Annotated in this window: 25 protein-coding genes; 11 read left to right on the forward strand and 14 right to left on the reverse strand. The window is 72.4% G+C overall.

Annotation, left to right across the window (positions count from 1 at the left end; translation table 11 throughout):
- The 4 genes from F8279_RS18595 to F8279_RS18610 all read right to left on the reverse strand — a co-directional run.
- The coding region (locus tag F8279_RS18595; RefSeq protein WP_151500601.1) for an asparaginase at positions 1 to 949 on the reverse strand (949 nt) is incomplete at its 3' end.
- Positions 950 to 1043: 94 nt separating this feature from the next.
- Complete coding sequence (locus tag F8279_RS18600) at positions 1044 to 1886, reverse strand: 3-keto-5-aminohexanoate cleavage protein (RefSeq protein ID WP_091425392.1); 843 nt, start codon at positions 1884 to 1886, stop codon at positions 1044 to 1046.
- A gap of 111 nt (positions 1887 to 1997) precedes the next feature.
- Positions 1998 to 3107 carry a folate-binding protein YgfZ gene (locus F8279_RS18605; RefSeq protein WP_091425395.1) on the reverse strand — a complete coding sequence of 370 codons (1110 nt, stop codon included), beginning with the start codon at positions 3105 to 3107 and terminating at the stop codon, positions 1998 to 2000.
- A complete protein-coding gene (locus tag F8279_RS18610) occupies positions 3104 to 3511 on the reverse strand; it encodes a Fur family transcriptional regulator (protein WP_091425399.1) in 408 nt (135 codons plus the stop codon). The genes F8279_RS18605 and F8279_RS18610 overlap by 4 nt, the downstream gene beginning before the upstream one ends.
- A gap of 92 nt (positions 3512 to 3603) precedes the next feature.
- Between F8279_RS18610 and F8279_RS18615 the strand changes: the two genes are divergently transcribed.
- Positions 3604 to 4449: an aminotransferase class IV gene (locus tag F8279_RS18615; RefSeq protein WP_091425402.1), complete on the forward strand. Its 846-nt coding sequence runs from the start codon at positions 3604 to 3606 to the stop codon at positions 4447 to 4449.
- Positions 4450 to 4529: 80 nt separating this feature from the next.
- Here the strand turns inward: F8279_RS18615 and F8279_RS18620 are convergent, their stop codons facing one another.
- Both F8279_RS18620 and mtfM read right to left on the reverse strand, forming a co-directional pair.
- On the reverse strand, positions 4530 to 5156 hold the full coding sequence (locus tag F8279_RS18620) for an FABP family protein (protein WP_151500602.1): 627 nt from the start codon (positions 5154 to 5156) through the stop codon (positions 4530 to 4532).
- Positions 5122 to 5226: a small membrane protein MtfM gene (mtfM, locus tag F8279_RS30890; protein ID WP_013288813.1), complete on the reverse strand. Its 105-nt coding sequence runs from the start codon at positions 5224 to 5226 to the stop codon at positions 5122 to 5124. Before mtfM ends, F8279_RS18620 begins: the two co-directional genes overlap by 35 nt.
- 23 nt (positions 5227 to 5249) lie before the next feature.
- Between mtfM and F8279_RS18625 the strand changes: the two genes are divergently transcribed.
- The 3 genes from F8279_RS18625 (at position 5250) to F8279_RS18635 (ending at position 8146) form a co-directional block, all read left to right on the forward strand.
- Complete coding sequence (locus tag F8279_RS18625; RefSeq protein ID WP_151500603.1) at positions 5250 to 5612, forward strand: DsrE family protein; 363 nt, start codon at positions 5250 to 5252, stop codon at positions 5610 to 5612.
- Positions 5613 to 5681: 69 nt separating this feature from the next.
- Positions 5682 to 6071 (forward strand): SCP2 sterol-binding domain-containing protein, encoded by a 390-nt coding sequence (locus F8279_RS18630; protein WP_151500604.1) that lies wholly within the window; start codon positions 5682 to 5684, stop codon positions 6069 to 6071.
- Positions 6068 to 8146 carry a glycogen debranching N-terminal domain-containing protein gene (locus F8279_RS18635; protein ID WP_151500605.1) on the forward strand — a complete coding sequence of 693 codons (2079 nt, stop codon included), beginning with the start codon at positions 6068 to 6070 and terminating at the stop codon, positions 8144 to 8146. Before F8279_RS18630 ends, F8279_RS18635 begins: the two co-directional genes overlap by 4 nt.
- Before the next feature lie 2 nt (positions 8147 to 8148).
- Here the strand turns inward: F8279_RS18635 and F8279_RS18640 are convergent, their stop codons facing one another.
- From F8279_RS18640 to F8279_RS18665, 7 genes are all read right to left on the reverse strand, one after another.
- Positions 8149 to 9000, reverse strand: coding sequence for a hypothetical protein (locus F8279_RS18640; protein WP_151500606.1), 852 nt, complete (start codon positions 8998 to 9000; stop codon positions 8149 to 8151).
- 55 nt (positions 9001 to 9055) lie between these two features.
- Positions 9056 to 10108 carry a hypothetical protein gene (locus F8279_RS18645; protein WP_151500607.1) on the reverse strand — a complete coding sequence of 351 codons (1053 nt, stop codon included), beginning with the start codon at positions 10106 to 10108 and terminating at the stop codon, positions 9056 to 9058.
- A 130-nt stretch (positions 10109 to 10238) separates the two neighbouring features.
- Positions 10239 to 10577, reverse strand: a complete 339-nt coding sequence (locus F8279_RS18650; RefSeq protein WP_091425424.1) for a DUF1416 domain-containing protein — start codon at positions 10575 to 10577, stop codon at positions 10239 to 10241.
- Complete coding sequence (locus tag F8279_RS18655; RefSeq protein ID WP_091425427.1) at positions 10577 to 11425, reverse strand: sulfurtransferase; 849 nt, start codon at positions 11423 to 11425, stop codon at positions 10577 to 10579. Before F8279_RS18655 ends, F8279_RS18650 begins: the two co-directional genes overlap by 1 nt.
- 206 nt (positions 11426 to 11631) lie before the next feature.
- Positions 11632 to 11709: an Ms5788A family Cys-rich leader peptide gene (locus tag F8279_RS30975; protein WP_310503780.1), complete on the reverse strand. Its 78-nt coding sequence runs from the start codon at positions 11707 to 11709 to the stop codon at positions 11632 to 11634.
- 126 nt (positions 11710 to 11835) lie between these two features.
- Complete coding sequence (locus F8279_RS18660) at positions 11836 to 12618, reverse strand: DUF2993 domain-containing protein (RefSeq protein WP_091425430.1); 783 nt, start codon at positions 12616 to 12618, stop codon at positions 11836 to 11838.
- A 79-nt stretch (positions 12619 to 12697) separates the two neighbouring features.
- On the reverse strand, positions 12698 to 13744 hold the full coding sequence (locus F8279_RS18665) for a hypothetical protein (RefSeq protein WP_151500608.1): 1047 nt from the start codon (positions 13742 to 13744) through the stop codon (positions 12698 to 12700).
- Between the two features lie 246 nt (positions 13745 to 13990).
- Here F8279_RS18665 and F8279_RS18670 point away from each other — a divergent pair, with 246 nt between their 5' ends.
- From F8279_RS18670 to pstB, 7 genes are all read left to right on the forward strand, one after another.
- A complete protein-coding gene (locus tag F8279_RS18670) occupies positions 13991 to 14710 on the forward strand; it encodes a response regulator transcription factor (RefSeq protein WP_176722767.1) in 720 nt (239 codons plus the stop codon).
- A 151-nt stretch (positions 14711 to 14861) separates the two neighbouring features.
- Positions 14862 to 15716: a polysaccharide deacetylase family protein gene (locus F8279_RS18675; RefSeq protein ID WP_151500615.1), complete on the forward strand. Its 855-nt coding sequence runs from the start codon at positions 14862 to 14864 to the stop codon at positions 15714 to 15716.
- Between the two features lie 67 nt (positions 15717 to 15783).
- On the forward strand, positions 15784 to 16719 hold the full coding sequence (gene mshD / locus F8279_RS18680; protein ID WP_151500609.1) for a mycothiol synthase: 936 nt from the start codon (positions 15784 to 15786) through the stop codon (positions 16717 to 16719).
- Positions 16720 to 16952: 233 nt separating this feature from the next.
- The gene (pstS, locus tag F8279_RS18685) at positions 16953 to 18050 is read left to right on the forward strand and encodes a phosphate ABC transporter substrate-binding protein PstS (RefSeq protein WP_151500610.1); all 1098 of its coding nucleotides are present in this window, start codon (positions 16953 to 16955) and stop codon (positions 18048 to 18050) included.
- Positions 18051 to 18091: 41 nt separating this feature from the next.
- A complete protein-coding gene (gene pstC, locus F8279_RS18690; RefSeq protein WP_151500611.1) occupies positions 18092 to 19177 on the forward strand; it encodes a phosphate ABC transporter permease subunit PstC in 1086 nt (361 codons plus the stop codon).
- Complete coding sequence (gene pstA / locus F8279_RS18695; protein WP_151500612.1) at positions 19174 to 20262, forward strand: phosphate ABC transporter permease PstA; 1089 nt, start codon at positions 19174 to 19176, stop codon at positions 20260 to 20262. The genes pstC and pstA overlap by 4 nt, the downstream gene beginning before the upstream one ends.
- Positions 20263 to 20282: 20 nt before the next feature.
- Entirely contained in the window at positions 20283 to 21059 is a 777-nt protein-coding gene (gene pstB / locus F8279_RS18700) for a phosphate ABC transporter ATP-binding protein PstB (RefSeq protein ID WP_091426010.1), read from the forward strand.
- Here the strand turns inward: pstB and F8279_RS18705 are convergent.
- Positions 21040 to 22245 (reverse strand): epoxide hydrolase family protein, encoded by a 1206-nt coding sequence (locus F8279_RS18705; protein ID WP_091425444.1) that lies wholly within the window; start codon positions 22243 to 22245, stop codon positions 21040 to 21042. The two genes, pstB and F8279_RS18705, sit on opposite strands and share 20 nt — an antisense overlap.
- Between the last annotated feature and the right edge of the window lie 20 nt (positions 22246 to 22265).

The raw sequence follows: 22265 nt of genomic DNA on the forward strand, positions 1-22265 counted from the left end.
GGCGGATGGAACCCACCGGGAGGCCGCCGCCGAGCAGGGGTGGCTCGGCGTACTCGACGAGGATGGGGGCGCGCACGTTCAGGCGGGACAGCGCGGACGCCAGGACGGGTGTGCGGGCTCTCGCGGCACCGTCGTCGATCTTCAGGGCCACGGCGCCGACGTCCGGGATCGCCGCCGCGATCACGCCCTCCGCGCCGATCTTGGCGAGCAGGCCGGGTACGCCGCGCATCAGCCGGGTGTCCTCCGCCTGGGTGCCGCCGACCAGTTCCGGGTACGTCCGCATCGCGTCCGCCACGGTCCGCTCGACGGTGCCGGGCTCGGCGTCGACCAGCCGCAGGAACGCCCGCGCCAGCCCGGTCAGCGAGACGGCCAGCACCGGCGCGCCGCAGCCGTCCACGCCGACCGCCGCCGCCCGCTCACCGGTGATCTCCTCGATCGTCGTGGTCAGGCACTGCTGGAGCGGGTGCTCGGGCCGCCAGTAGCCGTCCAGTGGCCAGCCGGCGGCCAGGCAGGTTCGCACCATGCCGGCGTGCTTGCCGGAGCAGTTCATCAGCACCCGGGCCGGGCCGCCGCCGGCCCGCAGCACCGCCTCCCGGGCGGCCTCGCCGAACGGCAGGTCCGGCGGGCAGTGCAACGCGTCCTCGGTCAGGCCGGCGTCGCGCAGCAGCGCGGTCACCCGCTCGACGTGGAACTCCTCGCCCGCGTGGCTCGCCGCGACCAGCGCGATGTCGGCCGGGTCGGTCAGCGGCAACCCGGCCCGGAGCATCCCGATCGCCTGCATCGGCTTGTTCGACGAGCGCGGGAAGATCGGCGAGGTGACGTCGCCGGCCCCGGCGACCGGCTCACCGGCGGCGTCGAGCACCACCACGGAACCCCGGTGGACGCCCTCCACGAAGCCGGACCGGACCACCTCGGCGAGCGGCACGCCGCCCTCGTACGTTTTTCCCACGGTATGGACCGTACCGAGGGGACGGACCCGGTCGGCGGCGGGGTGACCTGCGACGTCGACCGGGGCGGTACGGGGTCGCTGCTGGGTACGCCGCTTACCGGGCGACGGCCGGGAGGCCGAGCAGCGTACGGGCCTCGGCAGTGGTCAGCGGAGGACGCTGGGCGAGCTGGGCGAAGCCGACCGCCCGCGCGACGAGCTGCATGTTGGACTCCACCGGACGCCCCTTGGCGTACGTGACCGTGTCCTCCATGCCGACGCGCAGGTGACCGCCGGTCGACAGCGAGGCGAGCATCACCGGGATGGTGCTGCGCCCGATGCCGGTGGCCGAGAACGTCGTGCCCTCGGGCAGGTCACGCAGCATCTGCTGGGCCGCCACGAGAGTCGCCGTGGTGCCCGGCATGCCGCCCGGCACCCCCATCACGAAGTCGACGTGCACGTGCCCGCCGTGCGGCAGGCCGTACTTGCCGAGCAGCCGCTGCAACGCGGTGAGGTGACCGAGGTCGAAGATCTCGTACTCGGGGACGACGCCCCGCTCTTGCATGCGGGTGTGCAGGTCGACGATGAACTCCCACCGGTTGAGGAACACGTCGTCGCCGAAGTTGACAGTGCCCATGGTGCAGGACGCCATGTCCGGCCCGGCATCCAGCACCGCCAGCCGGGCGGACTCCGGGTCGGTCACCGCGCCGCCGGAGGAGAGCTGCACGATCAGGTCGGTGTTCTCCCGCAGCGCGGCCACCGTGTCGCGCAGCCGCCCCTGGTCGAGCGTGGGCCGCGCGTCGTCGTCGCGGATGTGGACGTGGATCACGGCGGCGCCGAGCGCCTCGCACTCCTTGGCGGTCAGCAGCAGCTCGTCGAGCGTCACCGGCAGCGCCGGCACCTCCGCCTTCGCCGACTCCGCGCCGGTGGGGGCAACCGTGATCAACGTCCCTGTCGTCATGCCCCGGATCCTAGACCGGCGCCCGGCACCTGGTCGACCGGAGGATTTCCGGTGCGAGCGGCGCCAGGAAGGGATCCTTCCGCCACCGGGGGCGTTACGAAGGGGCCCTTCCTACGCGTCGATCGCGGCGGCGCTCTCGCCGACGAGCAGGCGGGCGTCGTCGGGCGTGTTGCGCTTCAGGACGGCGAGCGCCACCTGGCCCAGCTCGTAGTGCTGCACGGCGGTACCCACGAAGCCGACGGTCCGGCCGTCGAGCGTCACCGGCGTACCGGCGACGGGCGGCTGGTCGCTCGCCACGCCGTCGAGGTGCAGCAGGACGAGCCGGCGGGGCGGCTTGCCCAGGTTGTGCACCCGGGCCACCGTCTCCTGCCCCCGGTAGCAGCCCTTGTCCAGGTGCACGGCCCGTGCGATCAGGTCCACCTCGGCCGGGATCGTCCGGTGGTCCGTGTCCACGCCGGCCCGGGCCCGCTTGGCGGCCACCCGGATCGCCTCGTACGCCCACAGTCCGGCCACCGGCACACCGGCGCCGCGCAGCTCCGCCACCACCTCGTCCATGCCCGCCCGGGGCACCAGCAGGTCGACGCCGAGCGCCACCCGCCGGGCCCAGCCACCCACCGGCAGCGGCTTGACGTCGTACACCACCGAGGGCCGCGCGGGCATCTCGCCGGAACGGAACTTCGGACCCGGCACCGCGACCACGTCGGGAGCGGCAAGCCCGGTGACGCCGAGCGTGTCCAGCGCGGCCGGCGCCTCCGGCCCGACCAGCGAGAGCAGCGCGTGGTCGGCGGTGGCGTCGCGCGGGTCGACCCTGCTGAAGAACCGCATCTTCTCCAGGTATGACAGCAGGCCCTCGGTCATCCCCGGCTCGGTGTCCAGCCAGGTGGTCTCGCCGTCGTCGGCGACCATCGCGTGCTGCTCGACGTGCCCGTGCGGGGAGAGCACCAGCAGTTCGGTGCCCTGCCACGGTGCCAGTGCGGCCAGGTGCTGGCTGGTGAGCGTGTGCAGCCAGCTGATCCGCTCCTCGCCCGGCACCGCGACCACGCCCCGGTGTGAGCGGTCGACCAGGCCGACGCCGGTGGCCAGGAGCCGCTGCTCGCGCATCGGGTCGCCGTAGTGGGCGGCCACCGGGCCGACCCCGGCCGCCCGGTGGGCCGGCTCCGGCTGGTCCCGGGTCTGGTCGTCGATGGCGTCGGTGGTCACCGCTCCCGCGATGTCGATCATGTGCGTTCCCCGTCCTGTGCGCAGCGGCCGCAGACCCCGAAGAGCGCGACATGCCCGATGTCGACCTTGAACCCACGCTGCTCGTCCAGCTGGTCGGCGAGCGGACGGAGCATCTCCGGCGCGATCTCGTCGATCGCCCCGCACTCCCGGCACACCAGGTGCACGTGCTGGTGCTCACCCGCCGCATGGTAGGTCGGCGAACCGTGCGACAGGTGCGTGTGCGTCACCAGGCCGAGCCGTTCCAGCAGCTCAAGCGTGCGGTAGATGGTGGTGATGTTGACGCCGGCCGCCACCTCGCGGACCGCCGTGTGCACCTGCTCGGGGGTGGCGTGCCCCAGATCCAGGACGGCCTGGAGCACCAGCTGCCGCTGCGCCGTCAGCCGCAGCCCGCGCGCGCGGAGCATTTCCGCGAGGGAGGATTCGGACACCCTTCGATCATAGTTCGGCCGCCGCGCCGGCCGGTCCGCCGCCGGGGGTACGCCACTACGCTGCGCCAGTGGGTACGACACGGGTGGCGGTACTCGGCCGAGGGCTCGTACCGGCGGGTGAGCCGGTGCTGCGCGGCGACGACCGGGGCGTCCTGCACGGCGACGGCCTGTTCGAGACGCTGCACCTGCGCGACGGCCGCCCCTGGCTGCGCGAGGCCCACCTGACCCGGCTGCGGGCCGGCGCGGCGGCGATCGACATGCGGCTGCCACCGGACGCCGCGCTGGTCGAGCTGATGGACGCGGTCTGCGCCGACTGGCCCGCGCACACCGAGGGCGCGCTGCGGCTGATCTGCACCCGGGGACCGGAGGGTGGTGGGCCGCCCACGGTGTACGCCACGCTCGGCGAGGTGCCGCCGGCCGCCCGCCTGGCCCGGCGGGACGGGGTGACTGTGGCCACGCTGCCGCTCGGGGTGGCCGCCCGGTCCCGCCCGCAGCTGGAGTGGCTGCCGAGCGGCGTGAAGTCCACCTCGTACGCGCTCAGCACCGCTGCCCGGCGGTGGGCGCAGCGGACCGGCGTGGACGACGTGCTCTGGGTCTCGACCGACGGCTACGTGCTGGAGGCACCCACCGCCAACGTGGTGTGGCTGAGCGGCGGGACGCTCCGCACGGTCCCGGCGGCACAGACCGGAATCCTGCCCGGCGTGACCGCGGCTCATCTGCTGGAACGGGCGGCCGAGCTGAACCTGACCGCGGCCGAGCGCCTGCCCACCGTGGCCGACCTGCACGAGGCCGAAGGCGTCTGGCTGACCAGCTCCCTACGCGGCGTCGCTGAGATCACGGCCTTGAACGGAACCCCCCGTCCAAGTTCCCCGCTGACCACCCGCCTACAAACCCTCCTGAACTTCCCCCGTTGACCATGAAGTTGGCGGCGCCGGTTGCCCGATTTGTCGCCGCCAGCTTCATGATCGCCGGGAACAACGGCGGGGGGTGGCGGTCAGCCGGCCACCCGGGTCAGGCGGGCGGAGAGGTGCGGGCTCAAGGGCTGGCCCATGGCGGCCATCTCCTGGGCGTAGAGCAGGGCGCCCTCGACGATGCCGAACAGCCGGGCACCGGCGGTGACCTCCTTCGCCGTCGCGGTACGGACGACAGCGTCGGTGACGAACTCGATCTGGGTGCCCTTGCGCTTGCCGATGTGCAGCTCCATCACGCCGGTCGGCGTGGTCATCAGCGCCTCCAGCTCGTCGGTCACCCGCTCACCGTCGAGCACCGGACGCCACCAGCCCACCTCACGGCCGGCCGGGCGGACCGGGCGGCTCTGCTCGTCGAGGATCCAGGCCCGCGACTCGTAGAACAGGAACGGCCGGCCGTCGTGGCTGATCCGGATCTCCTGCGCGTAGTCGAAGTCCTCGATCGTCGGGAACCCACCCCGGCCCCGGCCACGCCACACCCCGACGTACGGCAGCAGGGCGTCCAGGCTCGGGTGCAGCTTCGGGCCGACGCGCAGGTCGTGGCTCTCCTCGTACGGGTACGGGTCGACCGGCGGCGCGTTCAACCACGGCGGCTGAAGCGGATTCTCACTCACAGATTCACCACTTACCTCTAGCGATTCGCACTGCGACATAGACCAGGCCACCGGCGAGCGCGCCCAAGCCGGCGACCAGCAGGCTGACGAACCCGATCTCGGTAACCATCCGGGCCATCCTATGCTGGCGGCATGGCGCGCACTCTCGTCGTCAAGGCCACCGCCGGCGCGGACTCACCGGAACGCTGCGCCCAGGCGTTCACAGTCGCCTCCACCGCAGCCGCGGCCGGGGTGGAGGTGTCGCTCTGGCTCACCGGCGAGTCCACCTGGTTCGCGCTCCCCGGGCGGGCGGAGACGTTCGAGCTTCCGCACTCCGCGCCGCTCGGCGAACTGCTGCACGTGGTCCTGACCACGGGCCGGGTGACCGCATGCACCCAGTGCGCGGCTCGGCGGGACATCGGCCCGGACGACGTCATCCCCGGCGTACGCATCGCGGGCGCCGCGGTGTTCGTCGAGGAGGCGATGGCAGAGGGCGCGCAGGCGTTGGTCTACTGAGCAGCCCGCGATGTCCACTCTGCCCGGTGGGCCGATCCTGACCCGGCATGTCCGGATTACGCCTACCATGTGAACGTGAGTGAGGCCACCCGACAGTTCTTCGCGTCGCTGCCGGCGCGCGCCGCGTCAGTGCTGAACAGCCCGATCGGCGGCACGCTCCAGATCGACCTGGCCGACGGCAACCGCACCGAACACTGGTACGTGACGCTGGCCCCCGGATCGGCCCAGGTGAGCCAGGAGGAGCAACGGCAGGCCGACGGTGTGCTGACCCTCTCCACCGAACTGTTCGAGAAGCTGGTCACCGGCCGGGAGGCCGGCATGGCCGCGGTGCTGCGCAACGAGGCCACGTTCAGCGGGCACGTCGTGCTGTTCCTGGCGTTCCGCCGGTTCCTGCCGGCCCGGCCCGACGTACGGGATCCGCGGGACGCCGCCCGCGAACACGTCCGGCGGCTGGCGTGAAGGACCGGGTCAGCATCCTCGACGGCAACACGTTCCTGGTCAGCGACGATCGCGGCAACATCCAGCCGTCGTACGACTTCCCCACCGGGCTGTTCTCCTTCGACACCCGGTTCCTCTCCACCTGGATCCTCACCCTCGACGGGGAACCCCTGCACGCGCTCTCCATCGACGACTCGTTGTCGTACAAGACCCGGTTCTTCCTGGTCCCCGGCGAGCCGACGCACTACCTGGACGCGAAGGTCTCGGTCATCCGCAGCCGCGCGATCGGCGGCAGCCTCGACGAGGAACTGACCCTGCTCAACCACTCCGAGCAGGAGAAGGAGTTCGGGCTCCGGCTGGAGATCGGCTCCGACTTCGCCGACCTGTTCGAGATCAAGCACCAGCGGAACAAGAAGGGACACACCACCCCCACGGTCGAGACGAACGCGCTGCGGCTGACCTACCGCAGGCAGGCGTTCCACCGCGAGACGCTGGTGACCAGCACCTCGCCGGCCGAGGTCGACGAGAACGGGATGACGTTCCGGATCCGGGTCGGACCGCACGGCGAGTGGACCACCCGGCTGCACATCGACACGGTCATCTACGGCGCCCGGGGCGAGGACATCCGGGCCGTCCTGCCGCTGGGCGGCGAGCGCACGGCGGCCGACATCGCGGCGGAACAGAGCGCCCTGATCAGCCGCGCGCCGAAGCTGGGCTGCGACTGCGAACCGCTGGCCGGGGCGTACCGGCGCAGCCTCAACGACCTGGCCGCCCTCCGGTACGAGTCGATCACGCTCGGCGTCCGGCTGCTCGCCGCCGGCCTGCCCTGGTTCATGACGCTGTTCGGCCGGGACAGCATCTTCACCTCGCTCCAGGTGCTGCCGTTCCTGCCCGAGATGGTCAAGCCCACGATCGTCATGCTCGCCGGTCTCCAGGGCAGCCGGGTCGACGACTTCCGGGACGAGGAGCCCGGCAAGATCCTGCACGAGCTGCGCTACGGCGAGACCGCCGGCTTCGAGGAGCAGCCGCACTCGCCGTACTACGGCGCAGCCGACACCACGGCGCTGTTCGTGATCCTGCTCGACGAGTACGAGCGGTGGACCGGTGACGCCGACCTGGTGCGCAAGCTGGAATACGAGACCCGCGCGGCGCTGACCTGGCTGGACACGTACGGCGACCTGCTCGGCACCGGTTACGTCTGGTACATGTCCCGCAACCCGGAGACCGGCCTGCCGAACCAGTGCTGGAAGGACTCGCCGGACGCCATCTCCTACGCCGACGGGCAGATGCCCGAGTTCCCCCGGGCCACGTGCGAACTGCAGGGGTACGCGTACGACGCGAAGCTGCGCGGCGCCCGCATGGCCCGCACCTACTGGAACGACCCGACGTACGCCGACCGGCTGGAACACGAGGCGGCGGAGCTGAAGGAACGGTTCAACCGCGACTTCTGGATCCCGGACCGGGAGTACTACGCGCTGGCGCTCGACCCGCGGGGCCGGCAGGTCGACGCGCTCACCTCCAACATCGGCCACCTGCTGTGGAGTGGCATCGTCGACGAGTCCCGGGCACCGGCCGTCGCCGCCCACCTGCTCGGCCCGCGCCTGTTCTCCGGGTGGGGCGTACGCACGCTCGCCGACGACCAGGGCCGGTACAACCCGGTCGGCTACCACGTCGGCACGGTGTGGCCGTTCGACAACTCGATCATCGCCTGGGGCCTGTGGCGGTACGGCTTCCGGCAGGAGGCCGGCCAGATCTGCGACGCCCTGCTCAGCGCGTCGCACTACTTCGACGGGCGGCTGCCCGAGGTGTTCGCCGGCTACGAACGCGGCCTCACCGACTACCCGGTGGAGTACCCCACCGCGTGCAGCCCGCAGGCGTGGTCCGCCGGCACGCCGCTGCTGCTGCTACGGGTGATCCTGGGGCTGGAACCGCAGGGCGAGCACCTGATCATCGACCCGGCCGTGCCGCCCGGGATGGGCCGGGTGGAACTGCTCGACATCCCGGGCCGCTGGGGCCGGGTGGACGCGCTGGGCCGCAGCCGGGAGCCGCACGAGGAACAGCCGTCGCCCCCGGCGCTCACGCTGCCCGGCGGCTGACGTCAGGCCGGACAGGGCGTGGTCACCGCGACCCGGACCCGCTCCCCGGCCCGCTGCGCCAGCACCGCCGGATCGCCCGGGCGCGCGTACGCGTCTGCCGAGTCCACCACCGGCGCGACGCCGCCGTCGAACGCGGCGGCCAGCGACTGATCAGCCGGCGCGGCCGCCTCGGACCGGGCGGTGCGTGCCGTCCCGCCGCCCGGGCAGGGCGCAGCGAGCACCTGGACCGGCCCGGACGCGCCGCCCCACCGGCCCAGCGCCGCCGCCAGCACGCCCGACTCGGAGGCGGCGTCGGCGGACGGGGCCCGGTAGCCGGAACCCATCGGGCGGCAGCCGGTGGCCGCGGTGAGCAGCACCCGGCCCGGACCACCGGCCCGGCCCTCGACCGTGACGAACTCGCCCGCGTCGGCGCGCAGCAGCGGCTCGCCGTCGAGCGTCGACACGCCGGCCCGCCAGCCCGACGGCAGCCGGTCGGCGACGCCGCGCAGCACCTCGCGTACGTCGTCGCCCCCGATCGCCACCTCGACGCCGCGTTCCAGCGTCGCGCCGTCGTCCATCGGCGTGATCCGGCAACCGCGCTCCAGGCGGTCCGGAAGGAGCGCCGGTACGCCCGCGGCGCCGACCGCGGCGGTCAGCTCACCGATCGCCCGGTCCACCACCGGGCCGGCCTGGTCCAGCGACCGCTGCTCCTTGACCGTCGGCGCGTCCGTACGCACCGACCACCAGGTCAGACCCGCGAGCAGCACGGCCCACGCCACGGTGGCGGCCGTCAGCCAGCGCAGCCGGCGTCGGCCACCGGGGCCGGGCCGGCCGGGCGGGGTGGGCGGGGCGTAGCCCGTCTCGACGGCAGTCACCCGGCCATGGTGTCACGGACCGGCGAGCTGCCCGGCTGCGCCTCGGCACCCTCGCTCAGACCGGCACCGACCGGCGGGACAGCAGCCACAGCAGGTAGAAGGGGCGCTGCCGCAGCTCGCCGCGACGGTCGGCGTACTGGTCGGCGGCGAGCACGGCGGAGAAGAACCCGCCCGCGCCCAGCATGCCGAGCACCGGCGCCAGATGCGTGCCCTCGACCGCCACCAGGGTCGCCGCGACCGTCGCCACCGCCGCGCCGGCGGCCTGCACGGCCGAGCGCCGGGACACCCGGGCGACCTCGGCCCGGGCCGCCCGCACGCCCTCCTGGATCTCCGCGTCGAGCTTCGCGAGCTGCACGAGCGCCCTGTCCGGATCGGTGTCGACCTCCAGCATCCGGCCCCGCAGGTACGCCTGGGTCGCGGCGAGCGCGTCGCCCTCCTGGGTCAGGATGGCGCAGTAGTCGCGCAGCGAGGTGCCCTCCAGCATCGGCAGGTCGAGCTGGAGCAGCGGGGTGACCAGCCGTGCCTTCACCGGATCCCCGCTCGGCACGTCGACGACCCGGTGCCCCTTGACGATCAGGTCGAGCGTGCGGTCCGGGTTGTCGCCCAGTTCGATCCGACCCATGGTGTCGAACGGCGACGAGGTGGACTGCGCGTCCGGCGCCCGCGACTCCAGATGGCTGCGGCGGAAGGTCTGCGGGAAGTAGACGAGCTGCCCCAGCTCCAGCAGCGGCGCGCAGTCCCGCAGGTACGCGCCGAGGCGGCCCAGGTCGTCGCACTCGGCGAAGAGCTGGTCGATCTGGATGTCCCCGTACCGGCAGGCCGGGCCGCAGTGCTCCGGATCCTTGCCGCACCTCTTGCAGGTCTCCCGGTTGGCCAGATAGCAGCGCTCGCCGCCGGGCTGGGAGAGGACCAGCTTGCCGGTGACGAGCGTGGCCCGCTTGGTGAGGAACGACAGGTCGGTGTCGAGGCTTGCCACCGAGACGTCGAACGGGCGCCGCCGGCCGGGCCCCTCGGCGCGCTGGAGTTCGCGGACGACCTCCTCGCCCCGGTTGCCGTCGATGAAGTCGATCAGATAGCGGCGGGCGTGGGCAGCGGCGTCGTCGGGCACCTGATCCCCCTCCGGCGCGTCCGGTGCGCACCGCCGTCCAGCCTGCCAGCCACGAGCGAGACGCACAGTCGCCGGAACGGCTCGTGGCCCGCCACCCGGGTGGGGCGGCGGGCCACGATCAGAGCGTGGGTCAGGCGGCGACCGAGACGGTCACCTCGTTGATCCCGCGGGCCGCGGACACGGCGGTGTCGCCGTTGCCGTGGCGGGACAGCGCCCGCAGCGTCCACGAGCCCGGCGCGGCGAAGAACCGGAACTGCCCGGCCGCCGACGTCACCACCTCGGCGGTGAACTCGCCGGTCGAGTCGAGCAGGCGCACGTACGCGCCCGGCACGACCTCACCGGACTCGGCCAGCACGCGGCCGGTGATCACTGTTTCCTTCTCCAGGTCCAGGCCCGCCGGGAGGGGGGCGGACTGGTCCGGCGCGGCGCAGCCGGCGGCAGCCGTCGAGGCGGCGGAGGCGGCGGTCATCAGGCCTCCCCCGGCTCGTCGCCGAGCGCCACCGGCACGCCGACGAGCGAGCCGTACTCGGTCCAGGAACCGTCGTAGTTCTTCACGTTGCGGTGCCCGAGCAGCTCCTGGAGCACGAACCAGCTGTGCGAGGAGCGCTCGCCGATCCGGCAGTACGCGATCGTCTCCTTGCTGTCGTCCAGCCCGGCGTCGGCGTAGATCTTGCGCAGCTCGTCGTCGGACTTGAACGTGCCGTCCTCGTTGGCCGCCTTGGACCACGGAACGCTGATGGCGGTCGGGATGTGGCCGGCCCGCTGCGCCTGCTCCTGCGGCAGGTGGGCGGGAGCGAGCAGGCGGCCCGCGAACTCGTCGGGGCTGCGCACGTCGACCAGGTTCTTGGTGCCGATCGCGTCGACCACCTCGTCGCGGAACGCGCGGATCGAGGTGTCCGGCTCCTGCGCGACGTACTGCGTCTTCGGCCGCTCCACCGCGTCGGTGACGAGCGGACGGGCGTCCAGCTCCCACTTCTTGCGGCCGCCGTCGAGCAGCTTCACGTCGCGGTGGCCGTAGAGCTTGAAGTACCAGTACGCGTACGCGGCGAACCAGTTGTTGTTGCCGCCGTACAGGATCACGGTGTCGTCGTTGGCGATGCCCCGGTCGGACAGCAGCGCCTCGAACTGGCTCTTGTTGACGAAGTCCCGGCGGACCTGGTCCTGCAGGTCGGTGCGCCAGTCCAGCTTGACGGCGCCGGCGATGTGGCCGGTGTCGTAGGCCGAGGTGTCCTCGTCGACCTCGACGAAGACGACGCCCGGGGCGCCGAGGTTCTTCTCGGCCCACTCGGCCGAGACGAGTGCGGTGTCGCGACTCATCAGATCACTCCCTGGTGAGGATGGTTTGGTGAGCCTGCGCGTGGAGATCGATGTCGATGGTTGTCGCACCACACGCGGACCCTGAGCTAGGAACGGATCACGGGTACGTGCGACGGCGCCGCTGCCGGGCGTTGAGGAGGGGGGAACCGGGAAGGTTCGTGGACCCTGGGTGACCGCCGTTCAGGCGACCGGAGACAGCCCCGCCGTCAGATGACGGGGCGACACAGGCAGGTGGCCACGCGGCACAGGTCGACCGCGCGCCGTTTGGTGAGGTGGGTCCCCATGGGCAGGGAGATTACCAGCCGGGGCCACAGCTGCCACCAGGCCGACCAGCATCCGGGACGGCCGGCCCGCTCCCCGGGCCGGCCGGTGCCGGCCTCAGCCGGCGGAGTTGACGGCAGGCCGGCTGTTCAGCCGGCGGAGTTGATCGGCACGTTCGCCGCGTCCGCCGTGACCACCAGGCCCTCCGGCTTCGGCTCCACCTTGCGCAGGTTGAGCTGGAACGGCAGCTCAGGCAGCGGCACGTCGATCGAGATGCCCTGCGCGTACCGGGTCAGCGCGGCCCGCGCCAGCGGCACGTTCGGCAGGCCGTCGGCGGTGAGGTCGTTGAAGCGCAGTGCCACCTTGTTGCCGGCCACCGTGACGTCGGCGGTGCCGTTGACGGTGAGCTTGATGCCGAGGACGTCCACCGGGGCGGTGACCGCCAGCTTGCCGTTGCGCTCGCCGAGCGTCAGCCCGGGCCGGTCCAGCAGCTTGGCCAGGCTCTCGTAGGTGACGGTGCCCCGCCCGTCCACGCTCTCGGCCACCACGTCGCCCCGCCCGGAGCGCAGCGTGTCCAGCGAGGCGGTCACGTTGCGCGCGTCCACGTCCAGCTTCGGCACCTCGACCGCGTCGCCCTGCACGTCGCCGCGCACGTCGGTGAGCTGGATCGAGATGCGCTCGTAGCGGCCGTCGAGCACCTGGGTGAGGAACGGGAAGCCACCCACCTCGACCTGCGGCGCGGCGGACTGCGCGTCCTGCTTGGCGATCTCCTGCCGGACCTGGTCGGCGATGGCGCGCTCGGCCACGCCGGCGGCGACCCGGTCGGCGACGACGAGCAGACCGGCCAGCACCAGCAGCAGGACGATGAAGCCGATCAGCACCTTCCGGCCCCGTCGCCGGGGTCGGCCCTCCGCCGGATACGCCTCTGCCACGCCGCCTCCCGTCCTCGCCCCCGTCACCGCGCCTCGCGGCGCAACCGTACTTACCCGAGGCGAATCTTCCCCAACCGCCTCAGAGGAACAGCACGCACATGGCGTACGCGGCGGGCGCGGCCAGCGCGAACCCGCCCAGCGGTCCCTGCATGTGCCGGGCCACCCACATCGTCGGCGGTTCACCGGCCATCAGCCGGCCCGCCTCGGCGTACCCGACCGCGAGGTCGGCCAGGACGGCGGTGGCCGCGCTGACCACCCCGACCAGGGCGGCGCTGGTCGGGGTGAAACCGACCAGGTAGCTGCCGAGGACGGCGCTGGTGAGCGTGCCGAGCATGGCGCCGACGACCACGCCCGCCGCGCCGCGCGGCACCTGGGGGGCGAGCCGGGGCCACGGCGCGACCGCGTCGGTGAGCCGGGCGACGAGCAACGCCACCCCGGCGGCGGTGAGGCAGACCGTGATCGCCTGGGTGCCCTTGGGGATCCGGCTGAGCACGATGAGCGTGGCGAAGGCGACCACGCCCACCACGATGAGCAGGGTGCCACCGAGCGAGTCGGTCACCCGGACCCGGTCCACCCGCCGTACGAGCTGCCCCAGCACGGCGAGCAGGAGCCCGGCCGCGGCGGCGTAGCCGAGCGGGGCCAGGCCGGCGATGTCCGACCGCACGGCGGCGACGTCGGCGATCGCCGCCGTCGCGGCGCTGACGAGCGCGACGACGAGCAGCGCGGGCGGCCGCATGGCCATCGTCCAGGCCAGCACGAACAGCAGTTGGACGCCGAAGATGATCGCGGCGAACGGCAGCCGGTGCCCCGGGCCCGAGGTCTGCGCGCCGAGTACCAGGCCGACGCCGAGCAGCGCGGCGAAGCCGGCGACGGTGAGCGCCAGAGGGCGGCGTACCGGGACCGGCGGCACCTCCTCCTCGGGCTCCTCGTCGGACTCGTCGTCGGGACGCCGGCCGGGGCCGCCCTTGCGCAGCCGGCGCGGCCCCTTGCGTTCCGGCCGGTCGCCCTCCTCGGCGGGACCGGTAGGCGGGGCGGGCGGGGAGCCACGGGCGGGGCCGGACGGCCCGGTGGACGGGTCGTCGGCCCACGGTTCACGACCGGTGTCGCGCGAGGTGGAGGGAAACACGCTCCGATCGTGCCAGACCCGGGCGGTTCGGCGGAGGTCCCGGTTTCGGCGACGTTAAAACCTGCGCCGCGATCGAGGGCAGAAAGGGCAAACGGTAAATCGCGCGAAGGTGACGGCCGGTCCATCGGTTACGCTCAGGCCGTTACCCGCCCGTCGACGACGCCGGGACCCACGCAAGTTCACAGTGCCGCCCCTCACCTGGGCGTGTCACTGGTCGCGCGCGGCCGGAAGGCCGCCGGGACGGAGGTGATCGTGGAGCTCCTGCTGCTCGTGACCGCGCGGGCCGGTGAGCCGTCGGCGGTACTGCCGGCACTCGACCTGCTGCCGCACTCGGTTCGCACCGCACCCCGTGACGTCCGCACGCTGGTCTCCGGCCCGACACCGGACGCCGTCCTGGTGGACGCCCGCTCCGAGCTGAGCGAGGCGCGCGCCACGTGCCGGATGCTGCACGCCACCGGGCTCGGCGTGCCGCTCGTCGCGGTCGTCACCGAGGCCGGGCTGATCGCGCTCAACGCGGACTGGGGTGTCGACGACGTGATCCTGGCCGGCGCCGGGCCGGCCGAGGTGGAGGCCCGCCTGCGGCTCGCTGTGGGCCGGCTCAGCAACGCCACCGCCGGCGCTGGCGGCTCGATCCGGGCCGGCGAGCTGAACATCGACCCGGACACGTACGCCGCGAAGCTGAAGGGCCGGCCGCTCGACCTCACGTACAAGGAGTTCGAGCTGTTGAAGTTCCTGGCCCAGCACCCGGGGCGGGTGTTCACCCGGGACCAGCTGCTGCGCGAGGTCTGGGGCTACGACTACTTCGGCGGCACCCGGACGGTGGACGTGCACGTGCGGCGGCTGCGCGCCAAGCTCGGCTCGGAGTACGAGTCGATGATCGGCACCGTGCGCCAGGTGGGCTACAAGTTCGTCGTCCCGCCGTCGCGCTCGCTGCCGGAGTCGGAGCCCGCCCCGCTGCCGGTCTGACCGCCCACGCCCCACCTCACTAGAGGGCACTTTTCTCGTATGCCCTTTTTGCCCGATCAGTCAGCCATATCCTGGCTGCCGGAATTGTCGGGCTTAAGGGGGCGACGGTGCGCGCGGTTACCACGGGGGCGACGAACGGCCGGTGCCGCTGATGCGGGGCTCCACGCTGCGCGCCGCCGGGCTCGTGACCGTCGTGCTGGCCGGCCTGCTCGGTTCGGCGTTCGCGCTGGGCCGCAGCCTGGTGCCCAACCCGCATCCGTCCGCCGCCGGAGTCGCCACCACGCTCAACGGGCCACGGTACGGCGAGCAGCCACCCAGCACCGACTTCCCGGGCGGTACGGCCAGCGCCAAGCCGGGCCCCGACGCCGCACCGGACGCCGCACCGGTCGAGCCCGACGGCGACGGCCCGTACGGCAGCCTGGTCGTCACCGGTTCGTCCCGGGTCGCGCTGACCTTCGACGACGGCCCCGACCCCCGCTGGACGCCGCAGGTGCTCGCGCTGCTGGCGCAGTACGGCGTGAAGGCGACGTTCTGCGTGGTCGGCGAGAACGCCGAGGCCCATCCGGACCTGATCCGCTCGATCGTGGCCGAGGGGCACACCCTGTGCAACCACTCCTGGGAGCACGACGTCGACCTGGGCAAGCGGTCCCCGGCGACGATCCGGGCCGACATCCTGCGCACGAACGACGCGATCCTGGCCGCCTCGCCGGGCGCGCGGATCGCGTACTTCCGTCAGCCGGGCGGAGCCTGGACGCGCCCGGTGGTGTCGGCTTGCGCCGACCTGGGCCTGACCCCGCTGCACTGGAGCGTGGACCCGTCGGACTGGAGGGCGCCGGGCGCGCTCACCATCGAGACGAGGATCCGCACGCAGATGGGGCCGGGGGCGATCGTGCTCATGCACGATGCGGGCGGGGACCGTTCCGGCACCGTCAGCGCGTTGCAGCAACTCCTGCCAGAATTGCTGACCCGGTTCGAGTTGGAGCCGCTGCCCGTCGGCACCCCGTGACGAGCGCCACCGATCGCCCGTTCCGTCCGGCGCGAACCGTGGCCGCACGGCCGCTACCGTGACTCAGATGAGCACCGAGCCGACGAGTGGTCCCACAACCGACCGGATCGCCCGGGCGGACCGGCTGACGCCGGACGAGGTCGCCGAGGTGCTGGCGACGGCCCGCGCCGCCGGTGACGCCGACGGCGCCGACCCGCTCGACGAGCACGTGCTGCTGCGGCTGCGCGACCCCGAGGCGCCCGCCGTGCACCTCACCGCCCGGACCACCGACGGCACCCTGACCGGGTACGCGCACCTCGACACCACCGCCCCGGCCGACGGCGTCGGCGTGGAGATGGTCGTGCACCCGGCGTACCGGCGGCGGGGTTCCGGCCGCGCGCTGGCCCGTGGTGTGGTGGCCGCCGCGCCCGGACCGCTGCGCGCGTGGGCGCACGGCGACCACCCGTCAGCCGCCGCGCTCGCCGTCGACCTGGGCTTCTCCCGGGCCCGGGTGCTCTGGCAGATGCGCCGTCCACTCACCGCCGAGCTGCCGGCACCGGTCGTACCGGACGGCGTGACGCTGCGCGCGTTCCGTCCCGGCGAGGACGACGAGGCCTGGCTGGCGGTGAACAACGCGGCCTTCGCCCAGCATCCCGAGCAGGGCAGGTGGACGCTCGACGACCTGCGCGTACGCATCGCCGAGCCGTGGTTCGACCCGGCCGGGTTCCTGCTCGCCGTCGACCCCGCCACCGGGCGGCTGCTCGGCTTCCACTGGACCAAGGTGCACGAGCGGCCGGGCTCGGCCCGGATCGGCGAGGTCTACGTGCTCGGCGTCGACCCGTCCGCGCACCGGGGCGGGCTCGGCCGGGTGCTCACCGCCGCCGGCCTGACCCACCTGCGCGACGAGCGCGGGCTGGACCGGGTGATGCTGTACGTGGACGAGAGCAACACCGCCGCGGTCGCGCTCTACGAGCGGCTGGGCTTCGCGCGCTGGTCCGCGCACGTCAACTACCAGCTCGGCTGAGCGCGCGCCTGCCCGGGAAAATCGCCACAAAGGCGCTGCCGGGCCGCTAGTTCACGAAATGGACAACCCTTCCTCAGCGTACGGCCACCTCGTCGGCTGAACGTGTTCACCGCGCGTTCACTTGCGTCCGGCGAACCGTCCACCTGGCCCTCCTACCTTTCGTGTCAGCCGGTCAGCGCCGGCGCCCGGTACTCCGGGCGACCTGACCAAAGACGTGAAGGGAAACCCCTGAAGTGAAGCTCCAGCGGCACGGCGCCATCGCCTGTCTCGCTCTTACCGCGGTTCTCGGTCTCAGCGCCTGCGGCTCGGACAACAACGAGCCGGCCGGCGCCTCCGGCTCCACCGCAGCGGCGGACTGCGCGACGGGCACGCTGAACGCGCAGGGCTCCTCCGCCCAGAAGAACGCCATGGCCGAGTGGATCAAGGCGTACCAGCAGAAGTGTGCCGGTACCACGATCAACTACGAGCCCAGCGGCTCGGGCGCCGGCATCCAGGCGTTCATCGCCGGCACCGCCGACTTCGCCGGCTCGGACTCCGCCCTCAAGCCGGAGGAGCAGCCGCAGGCCGACGCCAAGTGCACCGGCGGCCAGGCGCTCAACCTGCCCATGGTCATCGGCCCGGTCGCTGTCGTCTACAACCTCAACGGCGCGGACAACCTCCAGTTCAGCCCGGCCACCCTGGCGAAGATCTTCGCCGGCAAGGTGACCAAGTGGGACGACCCGGCGATCAAGGCCGACAACCCGGACGCGAAGCTGCCGTCGACCGCGATCCAGGCCGTGCACCGCTCCGACGAGTCGGGCACCACCGACAACTTCACCAAGTACCTCTCCAAGACCGCCGAGGCGGACTGGACGCTCGGCAACTCCAAGGCGTGGAAGGCCCCGGGCGGCGTCGGCGCGGCCAAGTCCGACGGTGTGGCCAGCAAGGTCAAGAGCACCGACGGCACCATCAGCTACGTCGAGTGGTCGTACGCCGAGAACTCCGACCTGAAGACGGCGAAGATCCGCAACGGCAACGGCGAGTTCGTCGAGCTGACCGGCGACTCGGCCGGCAAGACCATCGCCGGCGCCAAGTTCGAGGGTCAGGGCAACGACCTGAAGATGTCGATCGACTACAACACCAAGGAGGCCGGGGCGTACCCGATCGTCCTGGCGACCTACGAGATCGTCTGCAGCAAGGGCCTCGCCGCCGACAAGCTGCCGCTGGTCAAGGGCCTGCTCGGCCACGCCGCCAGCGCCGAGGGGCAGAAGGAGCTCGTCGAGCTGGGCTACGCGCCGCTGCCCGAGACCGTCCGCACCAAGGTCGAGGCCGCGGTCAAGAGCCTCTCCTGACGCTCCGACCGACACCTCCTCAACACGAAGCGAGCGAGCAGATGGGTGACACCCCTCAGCGCTCGGCCCACGCCGGCACCGGCGGGAACCCCGTGGCCACGAGCCACGAGCGACCCGCCGGTGCCTCGGCGCGTGTGGCCGAGCGCCCCGGCAACCCGGGCCGCCCCGACGGTGGCCTCGGCGGCGGCGGTGCCCTCCCCCGGGCCCGCGCCTTCGGCGCGGAACGGGCGTTCCGCGGCCTGACCCTGGCCGCCGGCACCACGGTCCTGGTGGTCATCGCGGCCATCGCGATCTTCCTGGTCGCCAAGGCCGTCCCGGCGCTGCGGGCCAACAACGAGTCGTTCTGGACGTTCGAGGGCTGGTTCCCGAACGACGACCCGCCGCAGTTCGGCATCGGCGCGCTCGCCTTCGGCACCGTCCTGAGCTCGCTGCTGGCGCTGCTCATGGCGGTGCCGGTCGCGCTGGGCATCGCCCTCTACCTGTCGCACTACGCGCCCCGGCGGCTCGGCAACACCCTGGGCTTCCTGATCGACCTGCTCGCAGCCGTGCCGAGCGTGGTCTTCGGCCTCTGGGGCCGGGACTACTTCGCCCAGCCGGTGGCCGACCTGTCCGCCTGGCTGAACAGGTACTTCGGCTGGATCCCGATCTTCGGCGACGGCCCGTACGGCAACTCGATCCTGCTCGGCTCGGTGGTGCTCGCCATCATGGTGCTGCCGATCGTCACGTCGCTGTCCCGCGAGGTGTTCCGGCAGACCCCGACCGCGAACGAGGAGGCCGCGCTCGCGCTCGGCGCCACCCGCTGGGAGATGATCCGCACCGCGGTCCTGCCGTACGGGCGGCCGGGAGTCATCGCCGCGGTGATGCTCGGCCTGGGCCGGGCACTGGGCGAGACCATCGCGCTGGCGCTCACGCTCGGCTCCACGTACGCCATCTCGTTCAACATCCTGGCCAGCGGCGGCAACTCGATCGCCGCCAACATCGCCAACCGGTTCGCCGAGGCGAACGACACCGGCCGGGGCGCACTCATCGCCTCCGGCCTGGTGCTGTTCGCGATCACGCTGGTCGTCAACATCACCGCGCGGGCGATCATCTACCGGCGGCGCGAGTTCACGGAGTCGGCCGCATGACCACCACCCTCACCCCCCGCCGCCCGCGCCCGCCGGCCCAGCCGGCCACGCTGCGGGCGAGGCGACTTCCCGCGTACGCCGCACCGGTCATCGCCGTCGCGGCGCTGCTGCTCGCGGCGGCCCTGGTGTACGGCGCCGGCATCGGCGGCCCGGTCCTGGTAGTAGTGGTCGGCGCGCTGCTCTACCTGGCCGGTCTCTTCGTCGCGGCGAACGCGGTGGAGGGCCGCCGGTCGGCCCGCAACCGGACCTGGAGCGCGCTGATCCACTCCGCGTTCGTGCTCGCCGTGCTGCCGCTGGCCTCGGTGGTCTGGACGCTCGTCAGCAAGGGCTCCGAGCGGCTGGACGCGAACTTCTTCGGCACCTCGATGAACAACATCGGGTCGCGGGACGCCAACGGCGGCGCGTACCACGCGATCGTCGGCACGTTGCAGCAGGTGGGCATCGCCACGCTGATCACGGTGCCGCTCGGGGTGCTCTGCGCGATCTACATCGTCGAGTACGGCCGGGGCCGGTTCGCGTTCACCATCCGCTTCTTCGTGGACGTCATGACCGGCATCCCGTCGATCGTCACCGGCCTGTTCGTGCTGGCGTTCTGGGTGCTGATCGTCTCGCCGTGGTTCAACGACGGCCGGCCGGGCTTCTCCGGATTCGCCGCCGCGCTGGCGCTGAGCGTGCTGATGCTGCCCACTGTGGTCCGATCCACCGAGGAGATGCTCCGCCTGGTGCCCGCGCCGCTGCGCGAGGGCGCGTACGCCCTGGGCGTACCGAAGTGGAAGACGATCCTGCGGGTCGTGCTGCCGACCGCGCTGCCCGGCATCGTCACCGGCATCATGCTCGCCGTCGCGCGGGCCGCCGGCGAGACGGCGCCGGTGCTGCTCGTCGCCGGCGGCGGCGCGGCGATCAACTTCAACCCGTTCGAGAACAACCAGTCGTCGCTGGCCCTCTTCGTCTACCAGCAGGCCGGTGAGGCGTCGAAGTACTCGCCGGCACGGGCGTGGACAGCGGCGTTGACCCTCGTCGCCCTCGTCCTCGTCCTCACCATCGCGGCGAAGTTGCTGGCCCGTCGTAACCGGCTCGGCCGATGAACCCCGGAGGTACCACCACCATGGCCAAGCGCATCGAAGCCACGAACGTGACCGCCTACTACGGCGGGTTCAAGGCGATCGAGAACATCAACCTGACCGTCGAGCCGAAGACCGTCACCGCCCTGATCGGGCCGTCCGGCTGCGGCAAGTCCACGTTCCTGCGGTCGATCAACCGGATGCACGAGGTGCTGCCGGGCGCCCGGGTCGAGGGCAGCCTCACCATCGACGACCAGGACGTCTACGACCGCGACGTGGACGTCACGGCGGTCCGCCGGATGATCGGCATGGTCTTCCAGCGGCCGAACCCGTTCCCCACCATGAGCATCTTCGAGAACGTGGTGGCGGGCCTGCGGCTCAACGGCGTACGGCGCAAGTCGATCCTGGAGGAGGCGGCCGAGCGGGCGCTCCGCTCGGCGAACCTGTGGGACGAGGTGAAGGACCGCCTCGGCAAGCCCGGCGCGGGCCTGTCCGGCGGTCAGCAGCAGCGGCTCTGCATCGCCCGTACCATCGCCGTCGAGCCGCAGGTGGTGCTGATGGACGAGCCCTGCTCGGCGCTGGACCCGATCTCGACGCTGGCCATCGAGGACCTGATGTTCCAGCTCAAGGACAAGTTCACCATCATCATCGTCACGCACAACATGCAGCAGGCCGCCCGGGTGTCGGACCGGACCGCCTTCTTCTCCATCGAGAAGACCGGCGATCCGGGCCGCCTGATCGAGTACGACAACACCCAGAAGATCTTCAGCAACCCGGCCCAGAAGAAGACCGAGGACTACATCACCGGTCGCTTCGGCTGAGCGGTGCGGCGAAGAACTGCCGCAGGTCGGCCACGAGCAGGTCGGGTACCTGGTGGGCCGCGAAGTGCCCGCCCCGGTCGTACGTGCGCCAGGAGACGATGTTCTTGTGGTCGCGCTCGGCGAGCGTACGGATCGACTGGAAGTCCCAGGCGAAGTTGGCGAGACCGAGCGGCACCGTTGTCGGCTCCGGCATGTCCGTTCCCCGTCCGTTCACCTTCTGCGTCGGGTGCACCACCTCTGCGTCCTCGTAGTAGTAGCGGGCCGCTGAGGCGGCCGTGTTCGTCAGCCAGTAGACGGTCGTGTGGGTGAGCACGTGGTCGACGTCGATCTGATCCCCCATCAGCTGGCCCAGCCAGCCGAGCAGGCCGACCGGCGAGTCGGCCAGCGCGTGCGCCACGTTCTGCGGCGCGGTCGAGTGCAGCTTGTCGTAGCCGCCCTGCCGCTGCACGAAGAACTCGGCGAACGCCACCTTGCCGCGCTCCTCCTCGGTGAGCGCGGCCAGCTCGGCCGGATCGCCGGACGGCAGGGAGAAGATCTGCGTGACGTGCACACCGAGCACGTGCTCCGGGTCGGCCCGGCCCACCTCGGGCGACACGAACGCGCCGAGGTCGTTGCCGGCCGCGCCGTACCGGTCGTAGCCGAGGCGGCGCATCAGCTCGGCCCAGGCCCGGGCGACCCGGTAGCGGTTCCAGCCGCGCTCCCGGGTCGGCCCGGAGAAGCCGAACCCCGGCACCGACGGGATGACCAGGTGAAAGGCGTCGGCCGGGTCGCCACCGTGCGCCCGCGGATCGGTCAGCGGACCGATCACGTCCAGCCACTCGGCAACGGTGCCCGGCCAGCCGTGGGTGAGGATCAGCGGGGTGGCGCCGGGCTCGGGCGAGCGGACGTGCAGGAAGTGGATCCGCTGCCCGTCGATCTCGGTGGTGAACTGTGGGTACGCGTTCAGCCGCGCCTCCCACTCCCGCCAGTCGTAGGTGGTGCGCCAGCGCTCGGCCAGGCGCCGTACCCAGCTCAGCGGAACGCCGTACTCCCAGCCGGGCGCGACGGGGCCGGCGGGGGCGGCCGGGTCGGGGTCGGGAGGTAGTTCCTCGGCCCAGCGGGTCCGTGCGAGCCGGTCGGCGAGGTCGTCCAGGTCGGCCTGCGGGACGTCGATGCGGAACGGGACGATCGCTGTGTTGTCTGCCATGCCCAGGAGCGTAGGAGGCA

It is taken from the genome of Micromonospora sp. AMSO1212t, from assembly GCF_008868145.1.
Lineage (GTDB): Bacteria > Actinomycetota > Actinomycetes > Mycobacteriales > Micromonosporaceae > Micromonospora > Micromonospora tulbaghiae.